Here is a 16,707-nt window from a genome sequence, read left to right as displayed (position 1 = left end):
TCCTCCCTTCGCCCAAACCCAACCGGAGCGACGCCCCGCCGGAGGCGGAACCCCCCGCCGACGTCAGGCCGAGGCGCTAACGATGGTCGAATAGATCTTCTCGAGCAGGGTCAGCGCGCCGCGATAGCCGACATAGGCCCGCGACAGCACCACCTCGTAGGTGGTGGGAAAGGTCACCTCGACGATCGGCGACCGCATCCCCTTGGCGAGGTCGCGTTCCCAGGTGGTGCCGAACAGGATCGGCGGCTTGTGACCGAAATCGGTGGCCCGCACCGCCTGATGGATGCGGTGACTGTCCTCCTCGAACACCACCGGCACGGCGACGTCGTCGGCGATCGCGGCGAAGGCGGCCTCGATGCCGGGGCGGTGTTCCTCGGGCGGATTGTCGGTGACGATCTGCAACGCCGGGATCAGGCCGAGCTGGTTGACCAGGAAGCTGGTCAGGGCCAGGGCATAGGTGCTGTCGGCGAGCACCGCGAAGCGGGCCGGCAGCCCCCACCAATATTCGGCGTAGAAGGTGGTGAAATCCTCCAGGTATTTGTAATAGAGCGATTCCTCGGCGGCGATGAAGGCCTCGGCCGGGGCGGGGTCGAGGCCGGCGAACGCCACCACCGCGCGGATCAGCTCGGCCGAGGCCTTGGCCCCGATCGGCAGCAGCGGCACGTGGAGAAACGGCTGGCCGGTGCGGCGTTCGAGATGGCGGGCGATGTCGAGCCCGAGCCAGGGCGACAGCACCAGATTGAACTGGGCCTCGGGGATCCGCCGCCACTCGGCCAGCCCGGCCGAATGGTGGCCGAACAGGATGTTGACGGTCAGCCCCGCCCCTTCGAGCAGCCGCTTGATCTCGGCCAGATCGCCGCGCCAGAACGGATTGTGGTAGGGCAGCAGCGACCAGACATTGACCAGACCGGGTTGGCGCGGACCGTCATGGGGCGCGACGATCTGGTCGATGATCGCCTTGGCGACGATCTCGTGGCCGGTGAAATTGTTGCCCCGGAAGCCGCCGGTCTCGGCAAAGGCCACCGGGGTCTCGGCGCCCTGGAATTCCCGCACCACCGCGGCGACGTCATCGCCGACCAGATCGGGGATGCAGCCGGTCAGCACCACGAACAGGTCGGCGTCGAGCACCTTCTGCGACGCGGCGATCAGCTCGCGCAGGCGATCGACACCGCCGAACACCACCTCGCGCTCCGAGGCGTTGGTGCTGGGCACCACCGCGCCGCCGCCATAACCGGCGCCCTGCCAGGCATTGTACATCGCGGTATTGACGAATTGCTTGTCGGCACAGCCGGGGCCGCAATGGGTGATCGGGATCGCCCGGGGGATCGCCGCGACCGACTGCATCGCCGCGATCGAGCAGGGGTAGCGCACCTGTTCGATCGAATTGGTCCGTTCCAGGGGGGTGTCGGTGGTCATGGCGAAGTCTTTCGGCGGGAAGGGCGATGCGGCGGGAGGGATTGTCGGCAGGGGGGGGGCTATTCGGCGGGACGGGCCAGGGCGAACGGATCGCTCTGCTCCAGCCACCATTTCCGGTAGGGCAGCCGGGTATGGGCGGCAAGGTCGCGGTGGAACCGGCGGTGGGCCAGAATGTCGAGGATCGATTCCCCGATGTTGAGGATCCCCTGGTAGCCGACGGCGTGATGCTCGTCGCCGAGCGGGATCGCCGGAATGCCCAGATGCGAGGCCAGCGGGGCAAGGCCATTGTGGCGGATCAGGATGAAGTCGGGCTTCACCCGCTGCAACAAAGCGTGGAACTGGTATTGCTGGCGGTTGCCGACGCTGAAATGCGGCACGTCGCCATAGGTGTCGATCAGGTGCGACAGCGTGTCCTGGCGCGGATCCTGGCTGTCGTAGACCGGGTCGTGGTGGAACACCAGCGAGCCGTTGACCGCGACCCCCAGTTCGCGCAGCACGCAGATCAGGCCGTGGGCGTAGGCCGAACCGGTCGAGACATAGCCCTGGCGCCCGGCCAGCCGTTCGCGCAGCACGGCGAGGCGGGGGGCGATGCGGGCATGCTCGGCGGCGATGAAGGCCTCGGCCCGGTCGAGCCGGCCGGTGACCCGGCCGATCTCGCGCAGCCAGGCATCGGTGCCGGCCAGGCCGTAGGGCATCGGCGCCTTGATCTCGGGGACGCCGAATTCCTGCTCCAGCCCGGCGGCGAGATAGGAGGACAGGGTGTAGCAGAACCCCACCGTCGCCGCCGCCTCGGACATCTGGGCGAGGTCCTCGACGCTGGCCAGATCGACGACGTAATTCACCCGCAGGCCGAGATTGGCCAGCATCGGCGAGAACACGTCCGAGCCCCACAGGTTGATCACGTTGATCAGGTCGTCCTGGCGCCGCGCCGGGTCCTTGCGGACGATCTGGCGCAGGATGCCGTGCTGGGCGGCGTCGAAGCCGGTGCTCCAATGCTTCGACTTGAAGCCCTCGCAATGAAGCGGGATCACCGGAATGCCGAGTTCCGCCTCGAACGCGGTGGCGACGCTGTCGACATCGTCGCCGATGATCCCGGTCGGGCAGGAGGTGCCGATGAAGATCGCCTTGGGATGATGGCGCGCCCAGGCATCGCGCACCGATTGCTCCAGCTTGGCGATGCCGCCGAACACCATGTCGCGCTCGGTCAGGTTGGTGCAGATCATGTGGATGTTGCGCACCGGCTTGTGGCGCGCGGCCAGCCCATTGCGGAAACGCAGGTTGTAGGAGACCTGACCGGCGCCGCAGCCGATCGGCGCGTGCTGGATCAGCACCGCGTCGATGATGTGGCCGGCCTGGTTCTCGACCATCATCTCGGAGCAGACCGAGCCCTGGGTGAACGGCCCCTCCAGCTCACAGACCCGCCGCGCCTTCTGGCCGCAGCCCTTGCCGGCGCCGCCACAGCCCCGGGCATAGCCGGATTGCTCGGCCAGGGACGAGGCCGTCCCGTCCCAGCCGACGATGGTCCCCAGCCGCTGCTCGCGGCTTTCCACCACCGGGGTCTTGAGGTTGATCGGCATCTCGCTCCTCCCACGCTCGGGACGCCGCCGCGACCGGGACGCGGCGCGGCCCGGCATCGTCGTCCTTGCTGTCATCGAGGGGAGTATGCGCCGCCGCCGGATAAATCTACAAGCTAGTAGATAGATAAAAATTGATTGGGGCGCGCGCGACAACGCCAGCGCCCGGGCGGAAAATATGCCGAATGGCGGCGCCCTCGCCCTGGCCGGTGGCAGATCTTCCTACTTAGCAACTGGATTTCAGGATCTTTTGGCGCGGAGGGGGCGGCGGCCACAACGGATGGAAGCGGCGACGTCCCGGACTTGACAATTGTCTCCCCCCCTCCCCGGGCGCACCCTTCGTTCTGTCGGGGCTTCGACAAGATGCCCCCTGCCGAGGAGAGCCGAAATGATGACCGCGATGCCGATGCCGGCGATGACCGGGACCATGCCGATGATGAACGGTGCCGCGATGATGCCCGCGATGGGCGCCATGCCGATGATGGGCTGTGCCCCCCGAATGACCGACATGATGGCGATGATGAATGGCATGGCGATGCCGATGATGAACGGCATGATGATGCCGATGATGAACGGCATGATGATGCCGATGATGAACGGCATGGCGATGCCGATGATGAACACCATGCCGATGCCGATGATGAACGGCATGATGATGCCGATGATGAACGGCATGATGATGCCGATGATGAACACCATGCCGATGCCGATGATGAACGGCATGGCGATGCCGATGATGAACACCATGCCGATGATGAACGGCATGGCGATGCCGATGATGATGGCCGCCTGACCTGACCGCCGCGCCGGCGGCGGGGCGAACGACGCCCCGCCGCCGGGGGATCGTGCCAGCCGAGGCTGGTCGGCAGGGCAAGACCTGCGGAGAAGATCGCCCCGATGGGTTCCGCCTCGACCCGGTTTCACTTTGACGCCGCCCTCCGCCAGCGGGGGCTGACCGGCGCCTATTCCCTGTTGATCGGGCTGGATCAGACCCGGGCCGACAGCGCCGCGATCGCGGCCCATGTCGATCAGGTGGTGCGACAGGTCCGCGCCGGCCCAAGCGGCGAAGCGGGTCCGTCCGCCCCCGTGCTGGCCGGCTATCGCGCCCTGCATCAGGCCTTCGCCGTCCCCACCCGCAAACTGGTCTCGGCCCCGGAAACCCTGCTCCGCTTCGTCGAAAAGCGGGGCGACATTCCCCGCATCCTGCCGCTGGTCGATCTCTACAACGCGGTTTCGCTGGAAACCGGGCTGGCCCTCGGCGCGCATGACCTTGGGCGGATCGAGGGCGACGTGTCGCTGCGCCTGACCACCGGGACGGAACGCTACCAGCCGGTCGGCAGCCCCGCGCCCGAACCGGTGCGGGCGGGGGAATATGGCTATATCGACGATGCCAACGAGGTGCTGTGCCGGCTTGAGGTGCGGCAGGTCGAAAAGACCAAGGTCACCGCCGCGACCACCGACCTGTTCCTGATCGTCCAGGGCAACCCCGCCACCTCCGCCGCTCAGGTGATCGCCGGGCACGACCGGCTGCTCGCCCTGCTGCGCCAGCATTTCGGCGGCACCCTGATCCCGCTCCATCGCCCGGACTGAGCAGACCCGTTGATTGTGCCGCCCGGTCTCAGGCGGTGCGGACGTCGCCGAGAAACCGGACCACGATCTGCTTCAGATGCTCGGACTCGCCCGACAGCATCCGGGCCGCCGACAACACCTGCTGAGAGGCGGCTCCGGTCATGGAGGCGGCGTCGCTCACCCCGCCGATATTGGTGGTGATCTGGCTGGTCCCCGCCGACACCTGCTGGATGTTGGAGGCGATTTCAGCGGTGGCGGCCGATTGTTCCTCCACCGCCGAGGCGATCGAGGTGGAGATGTGGCTGATCTCGTCGATCCTCCGCACGATCAGCGAGATCGCCTCGACCACGTTCCGGGTCTGACTCTGCACCGCGTTGATCTGCGTGCTGATCTCGTCGGTGGCGCGCGCGGTCTGGTTGGCGAGGCTTTTGACCTCGCCCGCCACCACCGCGAAGCCCTTGCCCGCCTCGCCGGCGCGGGCCGCCTCGATGGTGGCGTTGAGCGCCAGCAGATTGGTCTGGCTGGCGATGTCGTTGATCAGCTTGATCACGTCACCGATCTTGGCCGCGCTGTCGGCCAGCCCGCGCACGGTCTGATCGGTACGGCCGGCTTCCTCCGACGCCGCGCCGGCGATCGAACTGGCCTCGCTCACCTGCCGGCTGATCTCCCGGATCGAGGCGGATAGTTCCTCGGCGGCGCTGGCGACGGTCTGCACCGCGTTGGAAGCCTCCTCGGCGGCGGTGGCGACGGTGCCCGCCTGCCGGTTGGTCTGCTCCGCCCCCGAGGCCATCGTCGAGGCGGTCGCTTCCAGCTCGGTGCTCGCCCCGGCCACCGCCTCCAGCACGGTGCCGACGGTGCGGTCGAACGCCCCGGTGAGGGATTCGATTGCCCGGGACCGGTTCTCCCGCCCGGCCCGCTCGGCTTCCTCGCGTTCCGCCATCCGCCGCCGCTCGATCGCGTTGTCCTTGAACACCTCGACCGCGCGGGCCATCGCGCCGATCTCGTCGCCCCGCTCGCGGCCGGCGATCTCGGCGGTCAGGTCATTGTCGGCCAGCCGCTTCATCACCCCGGCCAGCCGGGTCAGCGGCGCGACGATCTTGGCGTTCGAAATCCACAAGGCCAGCGCCACCGACAGGATCAACCCGCCGGCGACGGCGAGCGAGGTCATCAGGATGGTATGGTCGGTGGTCCGGCTCAGTTCGGCCGCGGTCTTATCGACCTCGGCGGCGAAGAAATCGGTCAGGTCGCGCTGCTGGTTGACCACCGCATTCATCAGCGGCTCGCAATGGGTCTTGAGATGCTTGCCGGCGGCCAGGGTGGCCTGGGGATCGGTGGTCGAGGCCGCCTCGCGCAGATAGGGCTCACATTGGGCAAACGCCGCCTTGGCCGCCCCCGCCACCGCATCGGTTCTGGCGACGGCGGATGGCACGAATTGGTTGATCCGCTCGATGAACTTGAAATATTCAGCCTGGGTCGCCTCGGCCTCCTTCGTCAGCCGGGCATTGCCTTCGTCGGTGGTCTCGATCGCCAGGCTGAAGGCCACCCCCATATAACGTTGCACCACCCGCCCCGCCCGGGAACTGGCCACCGCGGCGCGTTCGCCATGGTTGATCAGTTCCGAATAACCGGCATCGATCGACCGCATCGACAGGTCGGCATAGAGTGCGGCGGCGATGGTCAGCAGGCCGAAAATCCCGACCAGCACCAGAATTTTCAGTTTGATCGAAAGCTTGTCCATCTCCCGCACCCTCCACGCCGGCCCCATCGGCCTGTCCAAAGGCACATCACTATGCCTTAAGATGTAGGACGTGCCCCGAAGGGATACTATAGTCGCGAACGCGAATTTCTCCCGTGGGACCGCCGCCCCGGCGCCGGTGAGGGGGATCAGCCGTCAGAGCGGCCAATGCAGGTCGAAGAGGCTGCCGCCCAGCGTAGAGCGGCCACAGCTCACGCCGCCGCCATGGGCGCGGGCAATGGCCTGAACCACCGCCAGCCCCAGGCCGCTGCCGGTTTGATCGGACCCGGTCCGCTGGAACGCCTCGAAGATTTGGGGGACCGATGCCTCGGGCACGCCGGGGCCGCTGTCCTCGACCCGCAGATGACAGTGGCCGTCGGCAATCCGGACCTCGATGCGCAGCGGACCGGGGGTGGCGTGATGGCGCGCGTTTTCCAACAGGGCCAGCAGGGCCTGACGGATGCGAACCGGGTCGCACCGGACCGGCGGCAGGTCCGCCAACGCGCGGGACAGGGTGAATCCGGCCCCCTCCAGACTGGCCTGAAACGCCCGCACCACCGCCGTGACCTCGGCCTCGAGGTCGATCGGGAGCAGGTGCAGATCCAGGCGGCCGTTTTCGGCCAGCCCGACCAGCCGCAGATCCTCGATCAGACGCCCCAGCCCCTCGACCTGGGTCAGCAGGGACTGGAACAGCTCCGGCGCCGGTTCGAACACGCCTTCGGTCAAGCCCTGCAACCGGCCGCGCAGCACCGTGACCGGGGTGCGCAATTCATGGGCGATGGCGGCGTTCCAGAACCGCCGTTCCCGTTCCATCCGCTCCAGCCGCTGGGCCATCGCGTTGAAATCGCCGACCAATTGCGCCGCCTCGCCCAGGGAGCGGTCGGCGCCGCCAGCCCGGACCGACAGATCGCCCTGGGCCAGTCGGCGCAAGCCCTGGGCCACCGAATTGAGCGGCACCAGGATGCGGCGGGCCAGCCGCAGGGCGGAAAACACCGCCAGCCCCAACGCGGCCAGGGCGGTCAGCGCCATCCAGCCCCATTCCAGCGGGGTGGGCAGCCAGCTATTGCCATCGGGGCCGGGAAAGCTGGTCGGGGCCAGGAGGAACCACAGCGTGTAGAAGGCATAGGATCCCAGCAGCGCCAGCAGGGTGGTGCCCAGCGCCAGCGCCATCATCGAGCGGATGATGCGGCGGCTGAGACCGCCCCGGGCCTCCGTCACGGCACCGCGCCCAGGCGATAGCCGACGCCGCGCACGCTGGCGGGAACGCCCTCGATCCCGGCGGTTTCCAGCTTCCGGCGCAGCTTGCTGAGGTGGCTGTCGACCGTGCGTTCCAGCGTCTCCCCCTCGGGCAGACAGGCGACCAGCAATTCCTCGCGCCCGAACACCCGGTGCGGCGCCCGCATCAGGTGGGTCAGCAGCCGGAACTCGGTCAGGGTCAGCGGCAGCGGCGGGCCATCGCCCGCCAGGGTGATCTCGTGGCTTTCCAGATCGGCCTGCAAACGGCCGACGCGCAGGAAACGCCGGGAGGCGGACTCGCCACCGGGGCGGGCCCGGCGCAGCACCGCCTGGACACGGGCGACCACCTCGGCCGGATTGAACGGCTTGACCACGTAATCGTCGGCGCCGATCCGCAGCCCCATCAGCTTGTCGAGATCCTGGTCCATCGCGGTCAGCATGATGACCGGGGTATCGCCCCGGCGCCGCACCTCGGACAGCACCTGCCAGCCGTCCCGGCGCGGCATCTGGACGTCGAGCAGGATCAGGTCGGGCGCCAGCGACAGATGCAGGTCGAGGGCCCGCTCCCCATCGGCGGCCCGCACGCTGCGCAGGCCGCTCCGGGTCAGATAGGCCGCCAGGATGTCGGCGATCTCGGGTTCGTCCTCGGCGATCAGGACCAGGAAGTGGGGCTCGACCGGCGGCGAGGGCATGACAGGTCTGCGTCCTTGGGGTTCGTCTCCATTGTATCTCCACACGGGCGCGACGGAAACGCCATCGCACCGGTCCAGGCTGTGCCCCCACCTGTTGAAAGGCCGCGTGAATGAGAACCGAACGCCTGTTCCCCGCCGGTGCCGGGCTGGCCCTGCTGGCCGTCCTGCTGGCCGGATGCGGCGACGGCGCCCCCGAGGCCCCGCCGCCGCCGGCCCAGGTCACGGTGATGACGCTGGCGCCGGCGCGGGTGGAGCTGACCGAGGATCTGCCCGGCCGGGTCGCCGCCCTGCGCGTCGCCGAGATCCGGCCCCAGGTCAGCGGCATCGTCCAGCGGCGGCTGTTCGAGCAGGGGGCGGAAATCCGCGCCGGCACCCCGTTGTTCCAGATCAATCCCGCCCCGTTCAAGGCCGACGCCGACATGGCCGCCGCCGCCCTGCACCGGGCCGAGGCCGCCCTGACCCGCGCCCGCCGGCAGGCCGAGCGCCTGGAGCCGCTGGTCGAGGCCGACGCGATCAGCCGTCAGGCCTATGACGATGCCGTGTCGCAGCGGGACCAGGCGGCGGCCGAGGTGGCCCAGGCCCGCGCCACCCTGGCGCGGCGCCGGCTCGACCTGACATTCGCCACGGTGGACGCGCCGATCGCCGGCCGCATCGATCAGGCCCTGGTGACCGAGGGCGCGCTGGTCGCCCCGACCGATGCCGCGCCGATGGCCCGGATCCAGCAGGTGGATCAGGTCTATGTCGATGTGCGCCTGCCCGCGTCCGCGCTGGAGGCGATGCGCGAGGCGCTGCGGCGGGACGGCGGCGGGGTGCCGGTGACGGTGCTGCGCGGCGACGGCACCCCGTCCGACCTCAGCGGGCGGGTCCTGTTTTCCGGCATCACCGTCGATGCCGGCACCGGCGACGTGCTGCTGCGGGTGCTGGTCGACAATCCCCGCCGCGAGCTGCTGCCCGGCATGTTCGTGCGGGCGCGGGTCCCCCAGGCCCGCCACGACGCCGCCCTGATGGTGCCGCAGCAGGCGGTGGTGCGGGTGGGGGGCAAGCCACTGGTCTGGGTGGTGGCCGAGGACGCCACCGTCCGCGCGGTGGCGGTCGATCCGGGCGAACGGGTCGATCATCGCTACCGCATCCGCTCCGGCCTGACCGCCGGACAGCGGATCGTCATCGAGGGCATGGAACGCCTGAGCGACGGCGCCACGGTGGCGCCGCGCCCGTGGCGGCCGGCCGAGACACGCTGAACCGCCGGGGATCCCGTTCGATGCCGCATTTCTTCATCACCCGCCCGGTCTTCGCCTGGGTCATCGCCCTGTTCATCATCCTGGCCGGGCTGATCGCCCTGCCCCAGTTGCCGATCGCCCGCTATCCCTCGGTGGCGCCGCCGACGGTCAACCTCTACGCCAGCTATCCCGGGGCGACGCCCCAGACCATGAGCGATTCGGTGCTGAGCCTGATCGAGCGCGAATTGTCGGGGGTGCGGAACCTGCTGTATTTCGAGTCGATGGCCGACACCTCGGGCACGGCGCAGATCACCGCCACCTTCAAGCCGGGCACCGATCCGGAACTGGCCCAGGTCGACGTGCAGAACCGCCTGAAGGCGATCGAGCCCCGGCTGCCCCAGGCGGTCCGCCAGAACGGCCTGGCCGTCGAATCCGCGTCCTCGGGCTTCCTGATGCTGATTTCCCTGAAATCCGAGGACGGCCGTTTCGACGAGGCGGCGCTCAGCGATTACATGGCGCGCAGGATCATCGAGGAGCTGCGCCGGATCGAGGGGGTCGGCCGCGTCCAGCTGTTCGGCGCCGAGCAGGCGATGCGGGTCTGGGTCGATCCCGCCCGGCTGATCGCCTTCGGCCTGTCGATCAACGACCTGTCCGCCGCCATCGCCCAGCAGAACGCCCAGATCGCGCCGGGCCGGGTCGGCGATGCCCCCACCGTGGCGGGACAGCGCGTGACCATTCCCCTCACCGTGCGGGGACAATTGCAGACCCCCGAGGAATTCGCCGCCATCGTGCTGCGGGCCAATGCCGACGGCTCCAGGCTGGTGCTGGGCGACGTTGCCCGGGTCGAACTGGGCGCCCAGAGCTACGGCTTCGCCAATCGCGAGAACGGCAGGAACGGCACGGTCGCCGCCGTGCAATTGTCCCCCGGCGCCAATGCCGTCCGCACGGCGGCGGGGGTGCGCGCCCGCCTCGCCGAACTGAGCCGGACCATGCCCGCCGGCATCAGTTACGCCATCCCGTTCGACACCGCCCCCTTCGTCAGGATCTCGATCGAGAAGGTGATTCACACCCTGATCGAGGCGATGGCGCTGGTGTTCCTGGTGATGCTGCTGTTCCTGCAGAAAGTCCGCTACACCCTGATCCCGGCGATCGTCGCCCCCATCGCCCTGCTGGGCACCCTGACGGTGATGCTGGCGGCGGGGTTCTCGATCAACGTGCTGACCATGTTCGGCATGGTGCTGGCCATCGGCATCATCGTCGATGACGCCATCGTGGTGGTCGAGAACGTCGAACGCCTGATGCGGAGCGAGGGCCTGTCGCCCCGGGATGCCACGATCAAGGCCATGCGGGAAATCACCGGCGCGGTGATCGGCATCACCCTGGTGCTGACGGCGGTGTTGATCCCGATGGGACTGGCCAGCGGCTCGGTCGGGGTGATCTACCGCCAGTTCACCCTGTCGATGGCGGTGTCGATCCTGTTTTCCGCCTTCCTGGCCCTCAGCCTGACCCCGGCCCTGTGCGCCACCCTGCTGCGGCCGGTCGATCCCGGTCCCCCTGACCAGGCCGGCTTCTTTGGCTGGTTCAACCGGCGCTTCGACGGCATGACCCGCGCCTACGAAGCCCGCACCGCCGCCCTGGTGCGACGGGGCGGACGCATGATGGCGGCGTTCGGCGTGGTGGTGGCGCTGCTGGGGGTGGGGTTCGACGTCCTGCCCTCGGCCTTCCTGCCCGAGGAAGACCAGGGCTATTTCATGACATCGTTCCAATTGCCGTCCGATGCCACCCAGGAGCGCACACTGGACGCGGTGCGCCGGTTCGAGGCCCATGTCGCCACCCGCCCGGCCATCGCCTCCACTCTGTCGATCCTGGGCTTCGGCTTTTCCGGCTCGGGGCCGAACACGGCGCTGGCCTTCACCATGCTGAAGGACTGGGACCATCGCGGCGGCGTCAGCGCCGGCGAGGAATCCCTGGCCGCCCAGCAGGCCCTGGCCGACCTCCCCGAAGGCATGGTGATGAGCCTGTTGCCGCCTTCCATCGAGGAAATGGGCACCTCCTCGGGCTTCAGCCTGCGCCTGCTGGACCGTGCCGGCCAGGGCCAGGCCGCGCTGAAGGCCGCCGAAGCCCGGTTGCTGGAGCTCGCGGCCCGCAGCCCGCGCCTCGCCAACGTCTATGCCGATGGCCTGCCGGCCGGAACCAGCCTCCACCTCGACATCGACCGCGCCAAGGCCGAAACCCTGGGCGTGCCGTTCACCGCCATCAGCGAAACCCTGACCACGGCGATGGGGTCGCTCTACGTCAACGACTTTCCCAATGCCGGACGGATGCAGCAGGTGATCCTTCAGGCCGACGCCCCCGCCCGGATGCAGATCGACGACGTCCTCAAACTGTACGTGCGCAACACCCAGGGCGGCATGGTGCCGCTGTCCGAGCTGGTGACCCCCACCTGGGAGGAGTCGCCGGTGCAACTGGTCCATTATCAGGGCATCCCGGCGGCCCGCATCGCCGGCGGTCCCGCCCCCGGCATCTCCAGCGGCGAGGCGATGGCCGAGATGGAGCGGCTGGCCCGGCAGCTTCCCCCCGGCTTTGCGGTCGAATGGACCGGGCAATCCTTGCAGGAACGCCAGTCGGCGGCCCAGGCGCCGCTGTTGCTGGCGCTGTCGATGCTGGTGGTGTTCCTGGTGCTGGCGGCGCTGTACGAAAGCTGGTCGATCCCGCTGGCGGTAATGCTGGTGGTGCCGCTCGGCCTGCTGGGGGCGGTGGCGGCGGTGCTGCTGCACGGCCTGCCCAACGACGTCTTCTTCAAGGTGGGGATGATCACGGTGATCGGCCTGTCGGCCAAGAACGCCATCCTGATCGTCGAATTCGCCCGCCAATTGCACGCCCGGGGCATGGCCTTGCCCGAGGCCGCGGTGACGGCCGCCCGGCTGCGGCTGCGCCCGATCCTGATGACCTCGCTGGCGTTCGGGCTGGGGGTGGTGCCGCTGATGCTGGCCTGGGGCGCCAGCGCCGAAACCCAGCACGCCATCGGCACCGGCGTGTTCGGCGGCATGGTCAGCGCCACCGTGCTGGCGGTCTTCTTCGTTCCCGCCTTCTTCGTCTTGGTGGTCGGCGGCCAGGAACGGCTGAGCGCCTGGTGGCGCGCCCGCCGTTCGCCCCTCCCGTCCCAGGAAAGCTGAGCCGATGCGCCCCTTTCTGCTGCCCGTGCTGCTGGCCTTGTCGGCCTGTTCCCTGGCCCCCGACCTGGAGAAACCGGACCCGCCGGTTCCGGCCGCCTATCCGTCGCCGGTCGCCGGCGAGTCCGCCGCGTCGCTGGACTGGCGCGCGATGTTCGGCGATCCCCGCCTGCAACGGCTGATCACGCTGGCCCTCGACCACAATCGCGACCTGCGGCTGGCCGCCCTCAACGTCGAAGCGGTCCAGGCGCAATACGCCATCGAGCGCGCGGCCCGTTTCCCGGCGCTGAGCGCCAATGGCGGCTTCACCCGGCAGCGTCTGGCCGCCGATCCGACCAAGGCCGACAGCCCGGCCTCGCTCCAGAACCAGCACGGCCTGGGGATCGGCGTCAGCGCCTTCGAACTGGACCTGTTCGGCCGGGTGCGGTCGCTGTCCGACGCCGCCTTCGCCCGCTATCTGGCCAGCGAGGAAGGAAGCCGCGCCGCCCGCATCGCCCTGGTCGGCGCGGTGGCCGACGCCTATTGCGCCGAGCGGCTGGCCGAGGAACAGCGCGACCTGGCCGAACGCACCCTGGCCGACTGGCGGCAATCGCTCGCCCTGGCGCGACGGCTGAAGGCCGCCGACCAGAACAGCGGCCTGGACATCGCCCAGGCGGAAGGCCAGGTCGCCACCGCCGAGGCCGACCTGGAAGGACGCGGCCGCGCCCTGGCCCGGGCCAGCAACGCGCTGGCGCTGCTGGTCGGCACCGGCCTCCCCCGCGACCTGCCGCCGCCGAGGCCGCTCGACGACGGCGCAGTGCGCACCCGGCTGCCCGCCGGGCTTCCGTCCGACCTGCTGATCCACCGCCCCGACATCCGGCGGGCCGAACAGGCCCTGATCGCCGCCAATGCCAATATCGGCGCCGCCCGCGCCGCCTTCTTTCCCCGCCTGTCGCTGACCAGCTCGGTCGGCTTCGCCAGCCCGCTCCTCGGCAGCCTGTTCGACGGGGCCCAGCAGGTCTGGAGTTTCTCGCCGCAGATCACCCAGCCGCTGTTCCAGGGCGGACAGCTGCGGGCCGAACTACGTCTGGCGGAAATCCGCCACTCCGAGGCGGTGGCGGACTACGAACGCACCATCCAGACCGCCTTTCGCGAGGTCGCCGACGGATTGGCCGGCAGCGCCACCTATGGCCGCCAGATCGAGGCGCAGGATCGCATCGTCGCCTCGGCGGCCCGGCGGGTCGAATTGTCGACCCTGCGCTACCGCTCCGGGCTGGAAGGACGGCTGGAACTGCTGGATGCCCAGCGCCAGCTCTATGCCGCCCGCCAGACCCGGCTCGACCTCAAGCGCGAGGACATCAGCAACGCCATCGGCCTCTACAAGGCCCTGGGCGGCGGCGCGGCGGCCGCGCCCACCGATGCCCGCCAGGGGTCCTGACATGAGCAACCAATCCCGCCCGGGACTCGGCGTCCCCCTCCTGGTGCTGCTGGCCCTGCTGACGGCACTCGATTCGATGGCCATCGACACCTATCTGCCGGCCCTGCCCGCCATCGCCGCCGATTTCGGCGTTGCGGCGGCCCAGGTGCAGCAGACCCTGCTGGTGTTTCTGATCGGGCTGGCGGTGGGACAGGCGGTGTATGGTCCGCTGCTCGACCGCCATGGACGGCGGATCCCCCTGCTGGCCGGGCTCGGGATCTTTACCGCCGGCTCCGCCCTGGCGGCGCTGGCGCCGTCGGTGGAGGGGCTGATGCTCGCCCGTTTCCTCCAGGCGCTGGGGGCCGCCGCCGGCCTGGTGGCTCCCCGGGCCATCGTCACCGACCTGTGCGACCTGCGCGCCTCGGCCCGGGTGTTCTCCCTCCTGATGCAGATCATGACCCTGTCCCCCATCCTGGCCCCGGTGCTGGGCGGCCTGATCCTCGATCATGGCGGCTGGCGGGCGACCTTCTGGTGGCTAACGGCGGTGGGGGCGACGGGGTTTCTGTGGTGCCTGCGGTCGATTCCCGATAGCCGCCCCGCCGGGTTTGACGCCGGCGCCGGTCTCTGCGCGGCCATCACCGCCTATGGCCGGCTGGCGCGAGAACCGGCGTTCCTGGCCCGAACCCTGGCCGGTGGCTTTCTCCTCGGCGGCTTGTTCGTCTATCTTGGCGGATCGTCCTTCGTGTTCATTGAGACCTTTGGCCTGACCCCGCGCGCGTTCAGCTACGTGTTCGCCGCCAACGCGGTCGGCTTCATCATCGGCGGCCAGATCGCCGACATGATGCACCGCTGCGGGTGGAGCGCGGGGCGGGTGATGTATCTCGGGCTGGCGGCACAGGGCACGGCCGGGATCATTCTCTGTCTCTGCCTGTGGGGGATGGCGCCGTCGCCCTGGATCTTCGCGGGATTGCTGGCCGCCACCCTGACCGCCGCGGGGCTGATCATCGGCAATCTGACCGCCTTGACCATGGCCGGCAGCGGCGATCGGGCCGGGACCGCCTCGTCATTCATGGGAACGGTGCAATATCTGGCCGGCGCCCTGATCGGCGCCGTTCCGGCGGCCTTCCCGGCCGCACTCGCCGCCATTCCGCTGACCATCGCCCTGTGCGCGGCGGCGGCGATCATCGCCTGCCTGGCCGCCGACCGCTGGGATCAACGGTCAGGCGCCCCGGCGATCCCATAACCCCTGACAGGACGGAGAAAAACACGATGTCCTCACCCCTTCCCGAGCAGAAATATTCCACCGCCATACGGATCATCCATTGGGTGCGGGCGGCGCTCATCGTCGGCCTGTTGGCGGTGGGACTGCTGATGGTCAGCCTCCCCGACGACATGCCCGAAAAATTCGCGATCCTGTACCCCAACCACAAGCAATTCGGCATCCTCGCCCTGTTGCTGGTCCTGACGCAATTGCTGCTCCGCAGGATCCATGGCGTACCCGAGCCGGTCAAGCTGCCGCCGCTTGAGCAGACGATCTTCCTGTTCACCCACGGCTTCTTCTATGTCCTGATGATCGCCGTCCCCGTGACCGGCTACTGCCTGTCCAGTTCCTACCCTGAAAGCGATGGCATCCCGTTTTTCCTCACTTCGCTTCCCGAGCTTCTCGACAAGGATCAGGCGCTGTCGTCCCGATTCGCGGCGGTCCATTCCCTGCTGGCCTCCGGATTGCTGCTCCTGGTGGCCCTGCACGTCGGTGGCGTGCTCAAGCACCGCTTGCTCGACCACGGCCCGCTCCGCCGCATCCTCGACCGCATGCTGTGAGCGTCCTCCGGAGCCGGCGTCTCGTCACCGTGTCGGCATGACCTGACCCACCGGGTCAGGTCATTGGCCGGGCGGGATATCGCCATAGGGGGACGACGGATTCCTGGGCCATGAAGCGGGCCCTTTGAACGGCCCATTCGTCGCTCTGCCCAAGAAGAATGGCGCCGATCAGGCGAGTGATGCCGTCTTCGTTTGGAAAGATGCCAACGACCGCCGTCCTGCGTTCGATTTCGCCGTTGAGGCGCCCTATGGGAGGGGGCTTGCAGCTTGGCCCGATGGGCAACCGGGAAATCCCTGTAGGCCAGGACATCCCTCTCGGCCTCATCCATCAGTTCGACCCGTTTGCCCGCCCTGGGCATGAGCATCACCGGCAGGGTTTTGCCACAGCTTGCCAAGCGGAGCCGGGGAATAAGGCGCGGTCAAAAATAGTTTTTTGCAATTTTATCCATAATGGACTCGCAGCCTATTTTAATCAGAAAGCCCTTAACAAAATCACCACCCCCAGCGCAAACAGAAATGACGCCGGCAGCTTGCTTTATTGAATTTGCGACGTAAATTTTATAAGCCGAATTCTTCAACTCCATCCCCACGTCATTCCAGAATCGTGTATTTGCATACTGCGCAAACGCGATATCTCGATTGATAATGTTCGGATCAAGCGACGCGACATAAAGGACGAGTGACATCGCCGAATTCGGCTTTGGAACCGGAAGAAAATGCCCAACAATTGACAATAATTTCTCGCCATCACTAGGGCGCGTTGACATTCTGGGTTCCCATGGGCTGAAAAATCTGGTTCAAGGCTTCCTTTCGAGAAGGGGACTTGAATGAGCGAAGTTCGTCTGATCCTGAAGGATCACCAATGGGACCGGATGGCG

The 16,707-nt window shown here is 68.3% G+C and carries 13 protein-coding genes and 1 pseudogene; 6 read left to right on the top strand and 8 right to left on the bottom strand.

Going from position 1 to position 16,707, the window contains the following annotated elements; all coding sequences use genetic code 11:
* Nucleotides 1-63: 63 nt before the first annotated feature.
* From ACFSNB_RS15700 to ACFSNB_RS15690, 3 genes are all read right to left on the bottom strand, one after another.
* Nucleotides 64-1,416, bottom strand: coding sequence for a nitrogenase component 1 (locus ACFSNB_RS15700; protein ID WP_377318261.1), 1,353 nt, complete (start codon nt 1,414-1,416; stop codon nt 64-66).
* A 59-nt stretch (nt 1,417-1,475) separates the two neighbouring features.
* Complete coding sequence (locus tag ACFSNB_RS15695; RefSeq protein ID WP_377318259.1) at nt 1,476-2,993, bottom strand: nitrogenase component 1; 1,518 nt, start codon at nt 2,991-2,993, stop codon at nt 1,476-1,478.
* 237 nt (nt 2,994-3,230) lie between these two features.
* Nucleotides 3,231-3,755 carry a hypothetical protein gene (locus ACFSNB_RS15690; RefSeq protein ID WP_377318257.1) on the bottom strand — a complete coding sequence of 175 codons (525 nt, stop codon included), beginning with the start codon at nt 3,753-3,755 and terminating at the stop codon, nt 3,231-3,233.
* A 132-nt stretch (nt 3,756-3,887) separates the two neighbouring features.
* Here ACFSNB_RS15690 and ACFSNB_RS15685 point away from each other — a divergent pair, with 132 nt between their 5' ends.
* Nucleotides 3,888-4,580: a B3/B4 domain-containing protein gene (locus ACFSNB_RS15685; protein ID WP_377318255.1), complete on the top strand. Its 693-nt coding sequence runs from the start codon at nt 3,888-3,890 to the stop codon at nt 4,578-4,580.
* Nucleotides 4,581-4,608: 28 nt separating this feature from the next.
* On the opposite strand, the gene ACFSNB_RS15680 is transcribed toward ACFSNB_RS15685, so the two are convergent.
* The 3 genes from ACFSNB_RS15680 to ACFSNB_RS15670 form a co-directional block, all read right to left on the bottom strand.
* Nucleotides 4,609-6,297 (bottom strand): methyl-accepting chemotaxis protein, encoded by a 1,689-nt coding sequence (locus tag ACFSNB_RS15680; RefSeq protein ID WP_377318253.1) that lies wholly within the window; start codon nt 6,295-6,297, stop codon nt 4,609-4,611.
* A 153-nt stretch (nt 6,298-6,450) separates the two neighbouring features.
* Entirely contained in the window at nt 6,451-7,512 is a 1,062-nt protein-coding gene (locus tag ACFSNB_RS15675) for an ATP-binding protein (RefSeq protein WP_377318251.1), read from the bottom strand.
* Nucleotides 7,509-8,222, bottom strand: coding sequence for a response regulator (locus tag ACFSNB_RS15670; RefSeq protein ID WP_377318249.1), 714 nt, complete (start codon nt 8,220-8,222; stop codon nt 7,509-7,511). The genes ACFSNB_RS15675 and ACFSNB_RS15670 overlap by 4 nt, the downstream gene beginning before the upstream one ends.
* A 110-nt stretch (nt 8,223-8,332) precedes the next feature.
* Between ACFSNB_RS15670 and ACFSNB_RS15665 the strand changes: the two genes are divergently transcribed.
* Genes ACFSNB_RS15665 through ACFSNB_RS15645 form a run of 5 tightly spaced genes read left to right on the top strand, consistent with a single transcriptional unit; the run spans nt 8,333 to nt 15,829 of the window.
* Nucleotides 8,333-9,460 (top strand): efflux RND transporter periplasmic adaptor subunit, encoded by a 1,128-nt coding sequence (locus ACFSNB_RS15665; protein ID WP_377318247.1) that lies wholly within the window; start codon nt 8,333-8,335, stop codon nt 9,458-9,460.
* Nucleotides 9,461-9,480: 20 nt separating this feature from the next.
* Nucleotides 9,481-12,615: a multidrug efflux RND transporter permease subunit gene (locus tag ACFSNB_RS15660; protein WP_377318245.1), complete on the top strand. Its 3,135-nt coding sequence runs from the start codon at nt 9,481-9,483 to the stop codon at nt 12,613-12,615.
* 4 nt (nt 12,616-12,619) lie between these two features.
* The gene (locus ACFSNB_RS15655; protein WP_377318243.1) at nt 12,620-14,029 is read left to right on the top strand and encodes an efflux transporter outer membrane subunit; all 1,410 of its coding nucleotides are present in this window, start codon (nt 12,620-12,622) and stop codon (nt 14,027-14,029) included.
* A gap of 1 nt (nt 14,030) precedes the next feature.
* Nucleotides 14,031-15,251, top strand: a complete 1,221-nt coding sequence (locus ACFSNB_RS15650) for a multidrug effflux MFS transporter (RefSeq protein ID WP_377318241.1) — start codon at nt 14,031-14,033, stop codon at nt 15,249-15,251.
* A 26-nt stretch (nt 15,252-15,277) separates the two neighbouring features.
* Nucleotides 15,278-15,829, top strand: a complete 552-nt coding sequence (locus ACFSNB_RS15645) for a cytochrome b (protein WP_377318239.1) — start codon at nt 15,278-15,280, stop codon at nt 15,827-15,829.
* Between the two features lie 55 nt (nt 15,830-15,884).
* On the opposite strand, the pseudogene ACFSNB_RS15640 reads toward ACFSNB_RS15645, so the two are convergent.
* Both ACFSNB_RS15640 and ACFSNB_RS15635 read right to left on the bottom strand, forming a co-directional pair.
* Nucleotides 15,885-16,191 (bottom strand): annotated as a pseudogene (locus tag ACFSNB_RS15640) (transposase); the annotation flags it as partial.
* A 57-nt stretch (nt 16,192-16,248) separates the two neighbouring features.
* Nucleotides 16,249-16,596 (bottom strand): hypothetical protein, encoded by a 348-nt coding sequence (locus ACFSNB_RS15635; RefSeq protein WP_377318237.1) that lies wholly within the window; start codon nt 16,594-16,596, stop codon nt 16,249-16,251.
* Between the last annotated feature and the right edge of the window lie 111 nt (nt 16,597-16,707).

Origin of the sequence: Phaeospirillum tilakii, from assembly GCF_042683125.1 — a bacterium.
Classification (GTDB): domain Bacteria; phylum Pseudomonadota; class Alphaproteobacteria; order Rhodospirillales; family Magnetospirillaceae; genus Phaeospirillum; species Phaeospirillum tilakii.
Note: the sequence above shows the minus strand (reverse complement) of the source record. Positions and strands in the feature narration are given on the sequence as shown.

Bases quoted from the DNA above. Each gene is read 5' to 3' on its own strand.
- ACFSNB_RS15645 (WP_377318239.1), top strand. From the start codon at position 15,278: ATGTCCTCACCCCTTCCCGAGCAGAAATATTCCACCGCCATACGGATC.
- ACFSNB_RS15690 (WP_377318257.1), bottom strand. From the start codon at position 3,755: ATGCCGTTCATCATCGGCATGGTGTTCATCATCGGCATCGCCATGCCG.
- ACFSNB_RS15660 (WP_377318245.1), top strand. From the start codon at position 9,481: ATGCCGCATTTCTTCATCACCCGCCCGGTCTTCGCCTGGGTCATCGCC.
- ACFSNB_RS15670 (WP_377318249.1), bottom strand. From the start codon at position 8,222: ATGCCCTCGCCGCCGGTCGAGCCCCACTTCCTGGTCCTGATCGCCGAG.
- ACFSNB_RS15635 (WP_377318237.1), bottom strand. From the start codon at position 16,596: ATGTCAACGCGCCCTAGTGATGGCGAGAAATTATTGTCAATTGTTGGG.
- ACFSNB_RS15700 (WP_377318261.1), bottom strand. From the start codon at position 1,416: ATGACCACCGACACCCCCCTGGAACGGACCAATTCGATCGAACAGGTG.
- ACFSNB_RS15695 (WP_377318259.1), bottom strand. From the start codon at position 2,993: ATGCCGATCAACCTCAAGACCCCGGTGGTGGAAAGCCGCGAGCAGCGG.
- ACFSNB_RS15685 (WP_377318255.1), top strand. From the start codon at position 3,888: ATGGGTTCCGCCTCGACCCGGTTTCACTTTGACGCCGCCCTCCGCCAG.
- ACFSNB_RS15665 (WP_377318247.1), top strand. From the start codon at position 8,333: ATGAGAACCGAACGCCTGTTCCCCGCCGGTGCCGGGCTGGCCCTGCTG.
- ACFSNB_RS15650 (WP_377318241.1), top strand. From the start codon at position 14,031: ATGAGCAACCAATCCCGCCCGGGACTCGGCGTCCCCCTCCTGGTGCTG.
- ACFSNB_RS15680 (WP_377318253.1), bottom strand. From the start codon at position 6,297: ATGGACAAGCTTTCGATCAAACTGAAAATTCTGGTGCTGGTCGGGATT.
- ACFSNB_RS15655 (WP_377318243.1), top strand. From the start codon at position 12,620: ATGCGCCCCTTTCTGCTGCCCGTGCTGCTGGCCTTGTCGGCCTGTTCC.